Origin of the sequence: Roseibium hamelinense (assembly GCF_007830545.1) — a bacterium.
Taxonomy (GTDB): Bacteria; Pseudomonadota; Alphaproteobacteria; order Rhizobiales; family Stappiaceae; genus Roseibium; species Roseibium hamelinense.
Window position 1 is genome coordinate 160,319 of sequence record NZ_VLLF01000001.1, and the last position, 15,967, is coordinate 176,285.

Annotated in this window: 15 protein-coding genes and 1 tRNA gene; 9 read left to right on the top strand and 7 right to left on the bottom strand. The window is 57.6% G+C overall.

Annotated elements, in window-relative coordinates; all coding sequences use genetic code 11:
- Positions 1-10 precede the first annotated feature (10 nt).
- Together JM93_RS00775 and JM93_RS00780 are read left to right on the top strand one after the other, a co-directional pair.
- Positions 11-1,237, top strand: coding sequence for an MFS transporter (locus JM93_RS00775; RefSeq protein WP_145340155.1), 1,227 nt, complete (start codon positions 11-13; stop codon positions 1,235-1,237).
- Positions 1,238-1,457: 220 nt separating this feature from the next.
- Entirely contained in the window at positions 1,458-3,596 is a 2,139-nt protein-coding gene (locus JM93_RS00780; RefSeq protein ID WP_145340156.1) for a sodium-translocating pyrophosphatase, read from the top strand.
- A 68-nt stretch (positions 3,597-3,664) separates the two neighbouring features.
- Here the strand turns inward: JM93_RS00780 and JM93_RS00785 are convergent, their stop codons facing one another.
- Entirely contained in the window at positions 3,665-4,102 is a 438-nt protein-coding gene (locus tag JM93_RS00785) for an outer membrane protein assembly factor BamE (RefSeq protein ID WP_145340157.1), read from the bottom strand.
- Positions 4,103-4,216: 114 nt separating this feature from the next.
- Here JM93_RS00785 and JM93_RS00790 point away from each other — a divergent pair, with 114 nt between their 5' ends.
- The 6 genes from JM93_RS00790 to JM93_RS00815 all read left to right on the top strand — a co-directional run bounded on the left by JM93_RS00790 (position 4,217) and on the right by JM93_RS00815 (position 8,687).
- Entirely contained in the window at positions 4,217-4,768 is a 552-nt protein-coding gene (locus tag JM93_RS00790; RefSeq protein WP_145340158.1) for a ubiquinol-cytochrome C chaperone family protein, read from the top strand.
- 35 nt (positions 4,769-4,803) lie between these two features.
- Positions 4,804-5,367: a YceD family protein gene (locus JM93_RS00795; RefSeq protein ID WP_145340159.1), complete on the top strand. Its 564-nt coding sequence runs from the start codon at positions 4,804-4,806 to the stop codon at positions 5,365-5,367.
- A 166-nt stretch (positions 5,368-5,533) separates the two neighbouring features.
- Positions 5,534-6,598, top strand: a complete 1,065-nt coding sequence (gene plsX, locus JM93_RS00800) for a phosphate acyltransferase PlsX (protein ID WP_145340160.1) — start codon at positions 5,534-5,536, stop codon at positions 6,596-6,598.
- Complete coding sequence (locus JM93_RS00805; protein WP_145340161.1) at positions 6,595-7,572, top strand: beta-ketoacyl-ACP synthase III; 978 nt, start codon at positions 6,595-6,597, stop codon at positions 7,570-7,572. Before plsX ends, JM93_RS00805 begins: the two co-directional genes overlap by 4 nt.
- Positions 7,573-7,727: 155 nt before the next feature.
- Positions 7,728-8,039, top strand: coding sequence for an integration host factor subunit alpha (locus JM93_RS00810; protein ID WP_145340162.1), 312 nt, complete (start codon positions 7,728-7,730; stop codon positions 8,037-8,039).
- Positions 8,040-8,057: 18 nt separating this feature from the next.
- Positions 8,058-8,687 (top strand): MerR family transcriptional regulator, encoded by a 630-nt coding sequence (locus JM93_RS00815; RefSeq protein WP_145340163.1) that lies wholly within the window; start codon positions 8,058-8,060, stop codon positions 8,685-8,687.
- A gap of 64 nt (positions 8,688-8,751) precedes the next feature.
- Here the strand turns inward: JM93_RS00815 and JM93_RS00820 are convergent, their stop codons facing one another.
- Positions 8,752-9,963, bottom strand: a complete 1,212-nt coding sequence (locus JM93_RS00820; protein WP_145340164.1) for a glycerophosphodiester phosphodiesterase family protein — start codon at positions 9,961-9,963, stop codon at positions 8,752-8,754.
- A gap of 275 nt (positions 9,964-10,238) precedes the next feature.
- Here JM93_RS00820 and JM93_RS00825 point away from each other — a divergent pair, with 275 nt between their 5' ends.
- A complete protein-coding gene (locus tag JM93_RS00825) occupies positions 10,239-10,427 on the top strand; it encodes a hypothetical protein (protein WP_145340165.1) in 189 nt (62 codons plus the stop codon).
- A gap of 150 nt (positions 10,428-10,577) precedes the next feature.
- On the opposite strand, the gene JM93_RS00830 is transcribed toward JM93_RS00825, so the two are convergent.
- From JM93_RS00830 to JM93_RS00850, 5 genes are all read right to left on the bottom strand, one after another.
- Positions 10,578-11,390, bottom strand: a complete 813-nt coding sequence (locus JM93_RS00830; RefSeq protein WP_145340166.1) for a substrate-binding periplasmic protein — start codon at positions 11,388-11,390, stop codon at positions 10,578-10,580.
- Between the two features lie 266 nt (positions 11,391-11,656).
- Positions 11,657-11,733: transfer RNA gene (locus JM93_RS00835), tRNA-Pro, on the bottom strand.
- Between the two features lie 8 nt (positions 11,734-11,741).
- Entirely contained in the window at positions 11,742-13,046 is a 1,305-nt protein-coding gene (locus JM93_RS00840; protein ID WP_208994844.1) for an O-antigen ligase family protein, read from the bottom strand.
- Positions 13,043-14,521, bottom strand: coding sequence for an undecaprenyl-phosphate glucose phosphotransferase (locus tag JM93_RS00845; protein WP_145340956.1), 1,479 nt, complete (start codon positions 14,519-14,521; stop codon positions 13,043-13,045). Before JM93_RS00845 ends, JM93_RS00840 begins: the two co-directional genes overlap by 4 nt.
- Before the next feature lie 161 nt (positions 14,522-14,682).
- Positions 14,683-15,909 (bottom strand): glycosyltransferase, encoded by a 1,227-nt coding sequence (locus tag JM93_RS00850; RefSeq protein WP_145340167.1) that lies wholly within the window; start codon positions 15,907-15,909, stop codon positions 14,683-14,685.
- Between the last annotated feature and the right edge of the window lie 58 nt (positions 15,910-15,967).

The following is a 15,967-nucleotide window of genomic DNA, read 5'->3' on the forward strand; positions in this document are numbered from 1 at the left end:
GAGTCTTTGAATGTCGGCCACCACCCATATGTCACCCTTGATTGACGACCGCCTTGCACGCCGCAATGCCGTGTTGCTCGCGCTGGCGCAGGCCATAGGCGGGGCGTCGGCGTCGATTGTCATCGCGACTGGACCGCTGGTTGGCTACATGATGCTGGGCGAAGACAAGGCGCTCGCCACAGTGCCGGTTTCTGCCATGGTTCTGGGAACCGCCTTTGGAACACTGCCCGCTGGCATGATCATGCGGCGCTATGGCCGCCGGTTTGGTTTCATGGGGGCAGCGCTCCTTGGCGTTCTTGCCGGGGTTCTGGCCTCCTACGCCGTGTTCCAGGACGCTTTGCCTCTATTCGTATTCGCTTGTGCGTTGGGCGGCTTTGCGGGCGCATTCGTGCAGCAATACCGGTTTGCGGCAGCCGATACTGCCAGTGAGGCCTTTAAGCCCAAGGCAATCTCATGGGTTCTGGCGGGCGGGGTTCTTGCCGGCGTGGTCGGTCCGCAAACGGTTATCGCCACCAAGGACCTGTTTTCTCCGATCCTGTTTGCCGGAACCTATCTGGCTCAAGCCGGGCTGTCGTTGATCGCCTTGTGCCTGCTTGCGTTCCTGCAGATTCCAAAGCCGCCCAAACCAAAAACTAGCGATAAAAAAGGCCGTCCGCTAGCACAGATCATGCGTCAGCCCCGCTTCATCGTTTCTGCAGCGTGCGGCATCTGCTCCTACGCGCTAATGAGCCTCGTCATGACAGCGACGCCGCTCGCCATGATTGGCTGCGGCCTGTCCGAAACCGATGCTGCGCTTGGCATTCAATGGCATGTGCTGGCGATGTTCGGCCCAAGCTTTTTCACCGGAAATTTGATCGCCCGCTACGGAAAGGAGCGGATTGTGGCGATTGGACTGGCGCTTCTGGCGGGCTGTTCGATCGTTGCCCTGATGGGCATTGAGCTCGCTCATTTCTGGGTGGCCCTGATTCTTCTTGGACTTGGCTGGAACTTCGGGTTCATCGGCGCAACAGCGATGCTCACCGACACATACCGCCCAGAAGAGCGGAATATGGTTCAGGCAACCAATGACTTTCTGGTTTTCGGCTTCGTGGCAGCAGCCTCTTTTTCCTCTGGCGCACTGCTCAATGCATTCGGCTGGTCTACCGTCAACTGGCTGGTATTTCCTTTTGTTATTCTGTGCCTTGCGCTGCTGGTGTGGTTGCTCACCCATGAAAGAAAAGGCGTTGCAACTGTTTAGTATTGGGTGGTTGTAATATTGCAATTGCTAACGAATATGCTGCGCCGCAACTTTGTCTGACTTTTGGTCATATTTGCCCATTTTGTAAAGCTCACTTGACGCCATAGCAAAGTTTGCTGCTATCGTGAGTCCTGTCGATGCTCCGGTCACGTGACCGGTTGCTCTGGGGCGAGCTGACAAACACAATTAACCACAGCTCGTCATAGACTTGGGAGGAACTATGAGCGAGCTTTTGGTGATCATCGTCTGTGGGCTGTTGTCCATTGCCTACGGTGCGTGGGCAATTCAGTCGGTGATGGCAGCGGATGCCGGCAATGCGAGAATGCAGGAAATTGCCGGTGCTATCCAGGAAGGGGCGCAAGCCTATCTGACCCGACAATACACAACCATCGCCATCGTAGGCGCTGTCGTCTTCGTTCTTGCCTGGGTGCTCTTGTCGGGCACTGCAGCCATCGGTTTTCTGATCGGCGCCGTTCTTTCCGGTGTCGCCGGGTTCATCGGCATGATGGTGTCGGTGCGCGCCAACGTGCGTACCGCCCAAGCTGCCAGCCAGTCGCTGGCCGCCGGGCTTGAAATAGCCTTCAAATCGGGCGCTGTGACGGGCCTGCTTGTCGCCGGTCTCGCGCTTTTGGGCGTCGCGGTCTACTACGCTGTGCTGACCGCCGGAATGGGTTATGCACCAACGGACCGGGTCGTTATCGATGCATTGGTTACGCTCGGTTTTGGCGCCTCTCTCATCTCGATATTTGCCCGTCTCGGCGGCGGTATTTTCACCAAAGGCGCTGACGTTGGCGGTGATCTTGTTGGCAAGGTCGAGGCCGGAATTCCTGAAGATGACCCGCGCAATCCAGCGACAATCGCAGACAATGTTGGCGACAATGTTGGCGACTGCGCAGGGATGGCGGCGGATCTTTTCGAGACTTACGCGGTAACGGTCGTCGCAACCATGGTTCTGGCATCGATCTTCTTCTCCGGGGCGCAAGCGATCGAGCTAATGCTGCTACCGATGGTGATCGGTGCAAGCTGTGTTGTAACGTCAATCATCGGCACTTTTTTTGTGAAGCTGGGCGCCAATGAATCGATCATGGGCGCGCTCTACAAAGGGTTCATTGCAACAGCGCTGCTCTCCGCGGTCGCCTTGGCAATCATTACTTTCTTCTGGTTGGGGCAGGGGACCGAATACACCACCACTTCCGGCACCACTTTTGTGGCCCGCCACCTGTTTTACTGCGGCCTGGTCGGCTTGGTCGTAACCGGTTTGATCATTTGGGTGACCGAATATTACACCGGGACCGGCTTCCGTCCTGTGCGTTCCATCGCCCAGGCATCTGTTACGGGGCACGGCACCAACGTCATTCAAGGTCTTGCAGTGTCTTTGGAGGCAACGGCGCTTCCGGCGATCATCATCATCGCAGGCATCCTGGTGGCTCATTCGCTGGCCGGATTGTTCGGCATTGCGATCGCGGTGACCACCATGCTGGCGCTTGCAGGTATGGTGGTTGCGCTGGATGCCTTCGGCCCGGTGACTGACAATGCCGGCGGCATTGCCGAAATGGCCGACCTTCCGGCCGAGGTGCGCAGCACAACAGATGCGCTCGATGCCGTTGGCAACACCACGAAGGCGGTGACCAAGGGTTATGCGATCGGCTCTGCGGGCCTGGGCGCACTGGTACTGTTCGCCGCTTACACCGAAGATCTGAAGTACTTTGCTGCCAACGCGGCTCCTGGGTCTGTGTTTGAGGGCATCGATGTTGGAACCTTGTTCAATCTGTCGAACCCTTATGTTGTGGCGGGGCTGCTGTTTGGAGGTTTGCTGCCCTACCTGTTCGGCGGCATCTCCATGACTGCGGTCGGGCGCGCCGCCGGTTCTGTCGTTGAGGAAGTGCGGCGCCAGTTCAAGGAAAAGCCGGGGATCATGGCGGGCACCGAACGACCTGACTATGGCCGGGCGGTTGATATGCTCACCAAGGCCGCGATCAAGGAAATGATCGTGCCTTCGCTGCTCCCCGTTCTGTCGCCGATCGTGGTGTTTTTCATCGTGCGGGCCGTGGCAACGCCGGCCGATGCGTTTGCAGCCGTGGGCGCCATGTTGCTTGGCGTGATCGTGACCGGCCTTTTTGTCGCCATTTCGATGACGGCCGGTGGCGGCGCCTGGGACAATGCCAAAAAGTCTTTTGAGGACGGCTTTGTCGACAAGGACGGTACGACCCACCTGAAGGGGTCGGAGGCGCACAAAGCATCGGTGACCGGCGACACGGTTGGCGATCCTTACAAGGACACTGCGGGTCCGGCCGTCAATCCGATGATCAAGATCACCAACATCGTAGCCCTCTTGCTCTTGGCGGTTCTGGCCCACTGATTAGCGCAGTCAACAAAAAAGCCCCGGAGATGATCCGGGGCTTTTCTCATGTCGCTTGCGAAAAACGCCTAAAGTCCAAGGCCCGGGTTTGCAGCACCGCGCAATATTTGCGTCAGGAAGCCGTAATCCGTGCCACCGGTCCGGGTGGTCCGGGTGATGAAGTCGACGACCTTGCCGTCCTCCATGCCATAGTTTCCAAGGTCCCGGACAAACCCGTCTTCGTCAAAATAGACTGCCACAACACGTTGGTCGACAATGTCGGGCGCGAGGAACGCTGTGGTCTCGGATTTTTGTGAAATGTAGTAGTAGGCTTCGCCGTTCAGGCTTGAAGTGGTTGATGGCGTTCCTAGAACAAGTTCTACATTTTCTTTACTGGAGCCGACTTGGACTTGGGAGAGCATGTCGTTGGTGATCACATGCCCGTGGGTGTAGGTCTGTGTAAAGCATCCGGCCAATGGCAGGCTGACGAGAAGCGGAATGATTACAGCGTGGGCCTTCAGCGTCATTTGTGTCTTCCTGTAGCGCCGGTTCTTCAACCCGGCCATGGTCTCAAAGGTCTCTTGGCAACGTCCCTAACGTGGGTTAGGGCACAAGGCAACACCACATGTAGGGAGTCATAAATGGTCTTCGGCCTTTTCCGCCGCCGTTCTCACGATGCTGAACACAAGGTCTATGTCGAGATCGTGGCTCAAGCGCGGCAGCCGGTTTTTTACACCGACAATGTTGTGCCCGACACAATCGATGGCCGGTATGACATGATCCTCATTCATGCAATTCTGTTTTTCCGCCGCCTTCAGGGCGAAGATAAAAAGGTAGCGGAGTTTGGCCAGAATGTTTTTGACCTTTTTTTCGCCGACATGGACGCCTCATTGCGCGAGATGGGCGTGACCGACACGCGTGTTCCGAAAAAAGTCAAAGTGATGGGGGAAGCGTTTTACGGCCGGGCCGATGCCTATTCTCCCTTGTTGAATGAAGGGGACCTTGACGGCTTGGAAGCAGCCGTCGGCCGAAACGTCTACCCTGACGCGGAAGAGCCGATTGCACAACGGGCGCTGGCACAGTACATGCTGCAGGCAGACAGGAACCTGGCTGCCCAGGACCTTAAGGACGTGCTGTCAGGCACATTCAGGTGGCCCGACCCGCAAGAGTTCATCTCTGCCGGTGCGCCGTAGCCGGCCAGGGAACGCGCAATCCAAGAAGCAAAAGCATGAGCACTCGAGACTTTCCGTTTTCACACAAAATCAACGCCGAACGTTTCGGAGACGCCACGAAGACACTGGTCGTAGAGCCGGAAGCGGCGGCGCTCAAAAAGATTGCCAAGGACTATGGTCTGGCGGATTTGAAGTCTCTCAAAGCCGAATTGACCATCGCTCCGTGGAAAAAGGCGGGAGCCCGGGTCTCCGGTAAGATTAGCGCGCACATCGTGCAGCGCTGTGTGGTGAGCCTGGAAGACTTTGACACCGTGCTGGAGGATGAGGTCGACCGCACGTTCGAGGCGGTGGCCCGCAAGACCCGCAGACCGCGCGATTTGAATGCCGACGGTGAAATCGAGATTGAACTGGAATCACTCGACCCGCCGGACGTTATGATCGACGGGGTGATTGATCTGGGAGCTGTCATTTGTGAACAGCTTGCGCTTTCCATAGATCCGTTTCCGCGCAAGCCCGGTGCGGCCTTTGAAGCGCCGCAAGAGGAAACTGAGGCGGATGATGCCGAAACGCCGTCGCCTTTTGCAGCGCTCGCCAAGCTGAAGCCGCAGGGTGAGGCGTGAACCGCCGGGCAAAAGCCGGTGCGCTGTCTGTGAAAACTGTTGTGTCGCGCGGCGAAACAGGTATGTTCGCCCCCGTTTCGTGGCTTCTACGCACCCGTCTTAGGGCTCGGCGCGATTTGCCTTTATATGCAGCTCATTCTGAACGAGACTTCAAAAGACCTGGTTGATGGCGAAAACCATTCCAATTTCCTTGGATGTCATGGGCGGGGATTCGGGTGCCGAAGTGGTCATTCCCGGAGCCGAGATCGCGCTTGTCCGCCATCCCGACATTCGTTTTCAGCTCTTCGGCAACGAGAAAGTCGTCAAACCGTTGCTCGACAAGTTTCCGCGTGTGCGCGACGCCTCGACATTCCAGCATTGCGATATCGCGATTGCCATGGACACCAAACCAAGCCAGGCCCTGCGCCAGGGGCGGTGGCGGTCCAGCATGTGGCGGTCCATCGAAGCCGTGAAGACCGGCGATGCGGCAGTTGCGGTGTCTGCGGGCAACACCGGTGCGCTGATGGCCATGTCAAAATTCTGCTTGCGCACCATGGCGAATATCGAGCGCCCGGCGATCGCCGCTATATGGCCGACCTCGCGCGGCGAATCTGTCGTGCTCGATGTCGGGGCAACAATTGGCGCCGATGCCCAGCAACTGATCGATTTTGCCATTCTTGGCGGCGCAATGGCACGGGCTCTGTTCGGTATTGAGCGCCCGACCATCGGTTTGTTGAACATCGGTGTCGAGGAGGTCAAGGGCCTTGAAGAGGTCCGCACTGCAGGACGGCTTCTGCGTGAAACGCCGCTGCGTTCGATCGATTATGCCGGATTCGTCGAAGGCGACGACCTGGGCAAGGGGACCGTCGATGTGGTTGTTACGGAAGGTTTTGCCGGGAACATCGCGCTGAAAACCGCTGAAGGCACCGCAAAACAGATCGGCGGATATCTTCGGTCTGCCATGAGCCGGACGTTCATGTCCCGCATCGGCTATCTCTTTGCCAAGAACGCGTTTGATCTGCTCAAGGCCAAGATGGATCCGCGGAAGGTCAATGGCGGCGTTTTTCTGGGTCTGAATGGGATTGTGATCAAGAGCCACGGCGGCACGGATGCCGAAGGGTATGCGGCCGCAATTGATCTTGCCTATGACATGGTGCGCAACGAACTGACCCACAAGATCGCGCAGGACCTTGTGCACTACCACCGCGGCCGCTTCGGCGAGACCGCGACCACTTCTACAGGTGATTTGTGAGCGTTACCCGATCGATCATAATCGGAACTGGCAGCTATCTGCCTGAAAACTGTATGACCAACGACGATCTGTCAAAGATCGTCGACACATCCGATGACTGGATTGTGCAGCGGACCGGCATTCGCAGGCGCCATATAGCCGCCGAAGGCGAAATGACGTCCGATCTCGGCATAAAGGCCGCAAAGGCCGCTTTGTCGAGTGCCGGAGTTGATTCGCAGGACATCGACACGATTATCCTGGCAACCGCTACCCCGGACAACACCTTTCCGGCGACGGCTGTTACGATCCAGGCAGAACTTGGGATTTTTCATGGCGCGGCCTTCGACGTCCATGCGGTGTGCTCAGGCTTCGTTTATGCGCTTGCCACGGCCGACGCCTACATTAAAGCGGGGCTCAGCAAGCGGGCTTTGGTGATCGGTGCCGAGACCTTTTCGCGGATCCTTGATTGGGAAGACCGGACAACCTGCGTTTTGTTTGGCGATGGCGCAGGCGCTGTCGTTCTCGAAGGCCAGCAAAGCGACGGGGAAATGTCCGACCGGGGCGTGCTGACATCCCATCTGCGGTCCGACGGACGGCACAAGGAAAAACTCTACGTCGACGGTGGCCCGTCTTCGACGCAAACGACCGGTCATCTGCGCATGGAAGGCCGCGAAGTTTTCAAGCATGCTGTGGGCATGATCACCGACGTCATCGAAGACGCCTTTGACGCGACGGGCCTGTCATCGGACGACCTGACCTGGTTCATCCCCCACCAGGCGAACAAGCGCATCATTGATGCAAGCGCAAAAAAACTCGGTATTGCCGCAGAAAAGGTGGTGACCACCGTTCAGGATCACGGCAATACATCGGCCGCCTCCATTCCGCTGGCGCTCGACACCGCAGTCAAGGACGGCCGGGTGAAACCGGGTGACGTTGTTCTGCTGGAAGCCATGGGCGGCGGCTTCACATGGGGATCGATTTTGCTGAGGTGGTAGGTGTTTCTGAATTCTCGGTATGAGTGTTCAGAATTGATAATAGTGCTACGGGCCCTACTTCCTGTTGACCGCCCCCCCCAGAAACAATACCGTAGCTCCCCACGGCAGTTTTCTAGCAATTTCAGCGAGATCGATACTTTCGCCAAGGAGGGGTTATGGGCGGCAAGACTATTACCCGAGCAGATTTGTGTGAAGCGGTTTACCAGAAGGTGGGGCTGTCTCGCACCGAATCCTCGGAGCTCGTAGAGCGCGTGCTTTCAGAAATTTCTGATTGTCTGGTCACCGGGGAGGCTGTGAAACTGTCCTCTTTTGGCTCCTTCGTTGTTCGCTCCAAGGGTGAGCGAATTGGCCGGAACCCGAAAACTGGCGAAGAAGTGCCGATTTCGCCACGCCGTGTTATGGTCTTCAAGCCCAGCAACGTCTTGAAACAACGCATCAATGATGCTCTGACCGAGCGCCACTCATAAAGATAATACCCAACAAGCATGAGTTCCCAGGATAAAAGCCCGGACGCGTTCAGAACGATTTCCGAGGTCGCAGACGACCTCGACCTGCCGCAACATGTGCTGCGGTTCTGGGAAACCCGGTTTAGCCAGATCAAGCCACTTAAACGCGGGGGCGGCCGCCGCTACTATCGTCCAGACGATGTCGAGCTTCTGCGCGGTATCCGGCACCTGCTTTATGGTGAAGGGTATACCATAAAAGGTGTGCAGCGGATCCTGAAAGAGCAGGGGCCGCGGTTCGTGATGCAGGTCTGGAAGGCCGATGGGCTTCCGGTGCAGGTTTTGGCAGGCCTGAATGAGAAAAACGCCGAGCCGCGTAAACCGGTCCAAGTTACGGCACCGCCGCAGGCCGCGGAAACCGCTCCTGCCGCTGCAGAGGCGCCCGAAACCGACGAGCCTTTGCCGAGAGGGCTGTTGCCGGACCCTCCCGTCGACAAGACCGCACCAGCGAAATCCGGCGGGTTTCGTTTGATGGAGCGGCTGCGCGGCCAGTCCGATCCGGAAACGGTCACTGCGAGTGACAAGGCTCTGTCGAAGGAAGACATTCGCCGGCTGCAATCGACACTTTTCGAGCTGCTCGAATGCAAGCGCATTCTGGATCAGGTGCGTTGAAACCGAGATCGCGTCGGCCTTTCTGCCGACGCTCTCTTGGTCTTTTGATCAGACGACAAAGCCGTTACTTCAATCCCATGCAACTTGCATAGTAGCTCGTCGTCGCGGGCCAGTCGGAAAACAGTCCGGCAATCCCGACGTCTTGAGCCAAGACATCGACAACCTCATACATCTGACCGTCATTTTCGATCGCATCGGCAATGGTGCGGTAGTACCAGCCGCCGCCACTGTCCAACGGCCCGGAGCGCTCGAGCGACCAGCTGATCAGCTCAAGTCCGGCTTCTTTCGCGGCCTTGGCGTAGGCCGACGGCACAATCTTTCCTTCTTCAAGCGTCAGCAAGACCCAAATCGGCGGAGCAAGATAGTTGACCCCGGCCGCCTTCAAGTCCTCCATGGTCGGGGACAGGGTTTCAGGCGCGGACGGGTCAAAACCATCCAGCGCATAACGGCCTTCCAAGAAGACGGCCTGCTTGCCAAATTCCGGTTCGTTGTCTATCCAGTAGAGAACATCGTTCAAGTTAAATGACTGGGGCCAGACGTCCTCCGGCGGTATGCCGGCGGCCTTGTACTCATCAATCAGTTTCTGGGCGTACATGTCCTGCGTGAAACCATCGAAGGGCATTTCTACAGACGGGCTCTTGAGTTCCGGCGTGAACTTTGCCCCGAGAGACTTTATCAGCTCGATTGACTCGGCATGGGTCAGCAAGGTTCCGGTGCTGGCGTAAAGATCGGTCCGCCACTGTGCGGTCCCGTTCATATAGTCTTCGACCGTCGCCGCAGACGGATTGGCCGCATCCATCTTGCCGTTCAGCGTTTTGAAGTCTGCCAGCGTAATGTCCGAAGTCCGGCATTCCGCGCTGGCGGGTGTGTCACCTTGAGCGGGTTCAAAGCCTTGCGTGCATTGGCCGGCAAGCCCGGTTGCCAGAATATTGGTTGTGGTGTTCAGGTCGTCTTGCGCGTGGCGGCAGACCAGTTCCTTGTCCTTGGTAAAGGTGACATCACACTCAATGATCCCGGCGCCCATGACCTGGGCGGCGCGGTAGCTCTCGGCCGTATGCTCTGGAAATTGCAGTGGCGCGCCCCGATGTCCGATGGAAAACAGCGTTTTGCCGACAGGCGCACCGGCGCAGCCTTCCAGTTTCTCCTTCAAGGGGCCGGGCTGCATTTTTGAAATGAGGTAGGCCGGGCGCGGGCCCACTTCTGCACTAAGACCAGTCGTGCCTGTGGATAACACAATGGCAAGTGCAGAAGACAAAGGGAAAATGGATCGTTTCATTGTGTATCAGCGCTTTCAAAACATGGGGATCTTAACCATAACGCGTAGTTCTTGTAATTGGCAGGGACATGACAAAACTGTCAATAATGCAGGCCATGTTCGCTAGGCGCCGCCCTGCACAAGCTTTTTTCCTTCGACTTTGAACTATGTGGAAAGCGAGGAAATGACAAAGCTGACAATAGGGGGCGGAGGCTGGCAACGCGTAGTTTTTTCGGAACGCGTGTTTGTACCGGGTTGTCACGCGGCTCCAGATCCAACCATTCGATGAGACCGGCATGACGATCCCCAAGGCGCTGCGCGCGGAATATGAGGACTTCCTCAAGGCAAACGGCTTTGACAAGCAACACCCGCAGGAGTTGTTGCTTGAGCTCGCCTCGCTCAGCATGGAAGTTTATCTAAAAGAGATCGCCTGGCTGTCAGACTTCATCGGCCGGATGGAGGATCACAAGCGGCAGGTGGCTTGATTGCGTATGGCGACATGCTCGGTTGAGCCCGCCAATTCGGCCTGTTCCTGTCTCCCTTGTGCAATCGCAAGCAGACAAACCGGACCATCAGCGTGTGATCGAAGCGGCTCCAGCCATGTAAGACCTGACGCTGGCGGGCGGAACCAGGGGTCAGTTTCCCTGAGATGGCTGGCGTGCGGGCAAAGCGGTCATCGGGAGGCCGGTCATCCGGGCGAACCGTTCAAGTGACCCGTCGGCGTGCAGATCGGCGAGGCCTTTGTTGAAAGCCTTGATAATTGCGGTGCCTCGTTCGTTCGTTTTGGGCACCATAAGATGATAGGTTTCAGGCTGAAGGAAGATGTCTGAACGATCTAGCGAAACGCCTTGCAGTACATCGCCAAGGATTTCTTCCTTGTTTGAGGCATCTGACAGGATCATGCCGTCGATCCGGTTGTGGCGCAAAAGTTTTACACAGCTCTCTATGATATCAGCTTCTTCCCGCAGGATTTCGCCGCTCTGGATCAGCTTCTCCAACTGATGGGGAACTGCATATTCGACGGGGATGCATATTGTTTCGCCAATGAAGTCTTTGGGCTTTGACAGATGCCTCAGATCATCCCTGTCAGCGCGGACATAAAGGCCGATGGCTTCGGATCCGAAAGCGTTGGAATAGTGCATGTTTTCCGCTCGCTCAGTCCTAAAGAACCAAGGAAAGGATCCATCGATTCGCCCCGATGACATCTCCACCAAACCGCGCCTCCACGGAAGCCAGACGAGTTCTATCTGAACACCGGCCCGTTCAAATGCGGCATTGATCACCAGGGTCGCATAGCCCTGACCCGGCGTGTCCTTTGATACAAGGGGAGGAATATCCGGATAGGCGGTAACAACGACCGGCTGTTTTAAGGGGCTGGAGAGAACACGATTTGAAACAGCCAAAGCAAGGAAACACGAAAGGATCACAAGAGAAAACGATGCTTTCATGATTGGTCTTCCTTCGGGCGCGCCGCAGTGTATGCAGCACAATCGCCTGAACCGGATTTCAAGGGGTTATACAAGACCCGATCCGCAAGCGCATCACAAATATTCCGTAGCGGAAGAGGATGGGGGGCTTTGGTAAACGCGAGATTTGTATCCGCGCAGTGGCTCAATACGCCCTGGCGCTGGTAGTCACAGACAAAAGGAATGCCCTTGTGAGTGCCGGATCGAAACGACACCCCCAATCAGCGCCCTCAGGTCCGTTGAAGAATTGGTCGGGCAGGCCGGATTTGAACCGACGACCCCTTCACCCCCAGTGAAGTGCGCTACCAGGCTGCGCTACTGCCCGAACGGACCCTACCTAGCCGGTTCGGGCCCTGCGTGCAAGCCAGATTGTTGTGCCCTTGCAAGGCTCCACATCTTATGGCGCTTCCGGGTTTCAAGGGCGTCTGCTGCGATAAAGCCCCAGGCCACGCCATACATCATGAAGACATGCCGCCAGTGATCGGTGTCGATGATCAGGCCAAGCAGGGCATGCGCCACCATGACGGCGAACAGGCACTGTACGAACGGCGTCCACGGCCGCATTTTGAAGACGAGCGGCGCCAGCTTTCTCATCGTCCATAGGGTGAAAACAAGGAAGGTGACCCCGCCGAGCCAGCCATAGGTGGTGAACCCTTTCAGATACACATTGTGCTCGTCCTCGGGAAAATACTTGTTGAACTGGAGCGGGCCGAGGCCGAACGGGCGCTCCATGACCATCTCGAAGCCGAGTACATAGCGCGCGAAACGCCCGAGCCGGTCACTATCGTAATCCTGTACCAGCCGGGCGCGTTGCTCGAACATGTCGGCGACGGTGCCGATCGACAATGCTGCGGCAAGCAGCGCCATCAGCCCTACGCAGCCAAGGACGGCCAAGACAAGCATTCGAAACCGGTGCATTGGATTCCGATCTGTCAAAAAGGCCAGCAAGTAGACGATGATGGTCGCGACGCTGACAACCATCCAGGCACCTCGCGAAAAGCTCAGGAAAATGCCCAGTATCAGAATCGGCAAGACCACGAGGGTCATCAGGTTCCGGCTCAGGTTCTCTGTTAAGAGCCTGCGAACAAACAGCACGGTCGGAAGTGCCAGAAACGGCCCGAACACATTCGGGTCCTGAAAGGTGCCGCGCGCCCGGTCGTAGAGCGTGAAGTAGTCCGTGCCAGGCAGCAGCTGGAAGTAGCCGATGATCCCGGCGAGGGCGACAAAGAGCGAGCTGAGCACATACCCGTTCTGGATCGGTTTGTAACGCCTTGGATCCTGGCAGATCACGGCGGCAAAGAAGATCGACGTGGCTGCGAGAAACGCGGTGACGGCGATGTACAGCGCGGCATCGCCAAGATTGTCCGCCAGCGGGACAGCTGCGATGCCGCCCGCTGAATACAGCATCATGCAAATGATCAGCGGACCGAATTCGGGCCGCAGCTTGAGCCCGCAAAGCAGCCAGATGAACAGGACCCCCACCATGAAAAGCTCGTATGGCGCAGGTTCGCGGATAACGAAGCCGGAGGAAAATGCGGCAAGCCACAGCACCGCGTTGCCGAGGCTCGACGCTCTCACGCTGTAAACCGGGGGACGCCTTTCGCCGGTACTCAAAACGGTGGCGGTGGCAATACTCAATAGGCATTCTCCGTATTGAGTAGCCGGAAAGGTGTCAGAAGCAGGATTTGCAGGTCAAACAGGATCGACCAGTTCTCAATGTAATAGACATCGCACTCGACCCGCTTCTGGATTTTTTCCGGCGTATCGACCTCACCGCGCCAGCCGTTGATCTGGGCCCAGCCGGTAACGCCGGGTTTGACCTTGTGCCGTGCGAAATAGCCATCGACGACCTCGTCCCAGGTGGTTTCGTTGGTGTGGGCGTTGACGGCGTGGGGGCGGGGTCCGACAAGCGACAACGATCCGGAAAGGACATTAAACAGTTGCGGCAGCTCGTCGATAGAGGTTTTGCGAATGATGCGGCCGACACGGGTCACGCGGGAATCGTTTTTTGTCACGACCTTTTTGGCGTCGGGATCCGACTGCTCGTGATACATTGAGCGGAATTTCAGGACCTCGATGATCTCATTGTTAAACCCATAGCGCTTCTGCCGGAAAATCACCGGGCCCTTGCTGTCGGTCCGGATGGCGATTGCTGCCGCGATCATCAGCGGAAACAGCATGAGGATCGCCAGGCTCGCAAAGAACAGGTCGAAGACCCGTTTGGCGACCATGTCCCAGTCGGTGATCGGCCGCTGCACAACATCGACAAATGGCACGGTGCCAATGAACGACGCGCCACGGTTGCGGAACCGGACCTTGTCGGTGTGGGCGGACAGACGGATGTCGACAGGCAGGATCCAAAGCTTGCGCAGGAGCTGCAAGACACGCTGTTCTGCGCGCAGCGGAATGCAGACAATCAACATGTCGATCCGGGCGAGGCGGGCAAATTCCACTAGGGCACTGATGTTGCCGAGCTTTGGATAACCGGCAACAACCGGCGGCGAGCGGTCATTGGCGCGGTCGTCAAAGATCCCGCAGATTTTAATGTCGTTATCGGCTTGGGCTTCCAGGTCGTGAATGAGTTCTGCAGCTGCCGTTCCGCCGCCGACGATAATCGCACGCCGTTCTAGGTGCCCGCTCTGCATCCAATGGCGCACAAGCCGGAATACGCAAAGCCGCAGGATCAGGAGGGCACACAGACCCAAAACATACCACGCGCCGAGCCAGGACTGTTCCAAAGCGGAACCGAGTCCCGTGCTGGTACGCAACAGCGCAAACATGGCGAAGACCAGGGTCCAGCCCGCGGCCATGCGTCCAAATTGAGACAGGCCCTGGCGCATGACCGAAATCTGGTACGCATCAGCGGCTTGAAAAAACGCAAGCGCGAAAACCGACGCCACCAGAATTGCGACGCCGTGTACGATATCAAGCGGAACCGATCCGGCATCGGTAAAGGCGGCGCCCACACCGGTCAGGACAATCACGGCAATGTCGGCAGCACGCACAGAGCCGGTCAATACCGGTTCTGAAACGCTCTTGTCACCCAGGTTTTGGGCGATTTCCAGCGCCTCGTCGCTCAAGCCTCCGCGTGTGCGTTTCGGCTTTTCGGCCATACCGCGCAGCCGGTACAAAGTTGAGGCGCTCGGCCCAAATGCAGGTTGCGTGTCGTCCGGCTGTGGCAAGCCGGACTGCAGCCGTTGACCGAGGTCAACCGGCCCTGCAGGGTATTTGTCCAGCTCTTCAGAATCCGGTGATCGCATGTACACTGTCTTTGTTATTCATTGCTGGAACGAGCATATGCAGTATGCGTGCCAAGCTTTTCCTTTGGGGCAGTGTCGGAGGTTCCGGCAGGGGCGTCTAGCGTACGACCACGTAGTTCAAGATAGAGTGATGTAATGCGCTCGCTCATGTGTTCTGCGGAGAACGTTTCGGCCAGACAACCGCGCATATCCTTTGCAAGGTCCAGCGCAGCCGCTGGGTCTTGCATGTTGCGCTCCATGGCTGATGTAAGCTTGCCTGCGCTTCCGGGCTCAACCAGGCGCGACGCAAATTTGCCAAAGATTTCCGGAATTCCGCCGACACGCGTCGCGATGAGCGGTCGTTGCGCGGCGATGGTTTCCAGAATGACATAGGGCATCGCTTCCGCACGGGATGGAACGACCACCGTGTGGGCCAGGCGAAATGCGTCGCGCGCGGGCAGGGGGCCGTGAAATGTTACCCGCTCGCTCAGGCCGAGCCGGTCGACCATGTTGCGGTAGCGCGCGGCATCCGGCCCATCTCCCACGATGTGCGCGCGTGGCGCGCGGCCCGTTTTCGTCTTGATGTTGTGGAGCGCATCAATGAAAAGATCGGTCCCCTTCAGATCGCGCAGCATGCCGATATAGACGAAATCCGCAGCATTTTCATCAGCACGAACGGCCTGGAATTCGTCCGGCAGAAGACCATTATAGACGACGCGGGCCGGACAGCGCGGCTGACCGACCTTGGTTTCGAAGGCGGCGTATTCATAATCGGAGACAAAAATCAGCCCGTCGGTGACGCGGCCCAGCAGCCGCTCGATCGTGTGGTAGACCTTGCCTTCAAGCCGGTTCGGATCGTAGTGCAGGCTGCCGCCATGCGGAGAATAAAGCCTCGAAACTTTATTGCCCTTCAGGCGGAGCCAGGTGCCTATCGTTCGCGCATAAGCACCGCCCTTTGCGCCGTGCCCGTGCAAGACGTCCGGCTTCAAATCGCGAATGTGCCGATAAAGATCGCGGGTCGCCCTGAAATCCTGCAGGGTGAGCTGGCGTTTCATAGGGAAGCGAGCAAGACCGAGCGTCAGGTGAGGCCGCAGGGCTTCCACCAGCCGGTTGTCAAAATCCGAGCCGGTTGTGCTGTCGCAAATCAGGCCTACGTCATGGCCTGCCTTGATCTGGTTGGTGGCCAGATCCTTTATATGCCTGAAAACACCGCCCACCGGTGACCGGATACAATGAATGATCCGGAGAGGCTCCTGGGTCATATGATGCGCTCCCTGTGCGGGCGTCGGGGTTTCTTCTAGAACCCTCGCCGCCGAACAC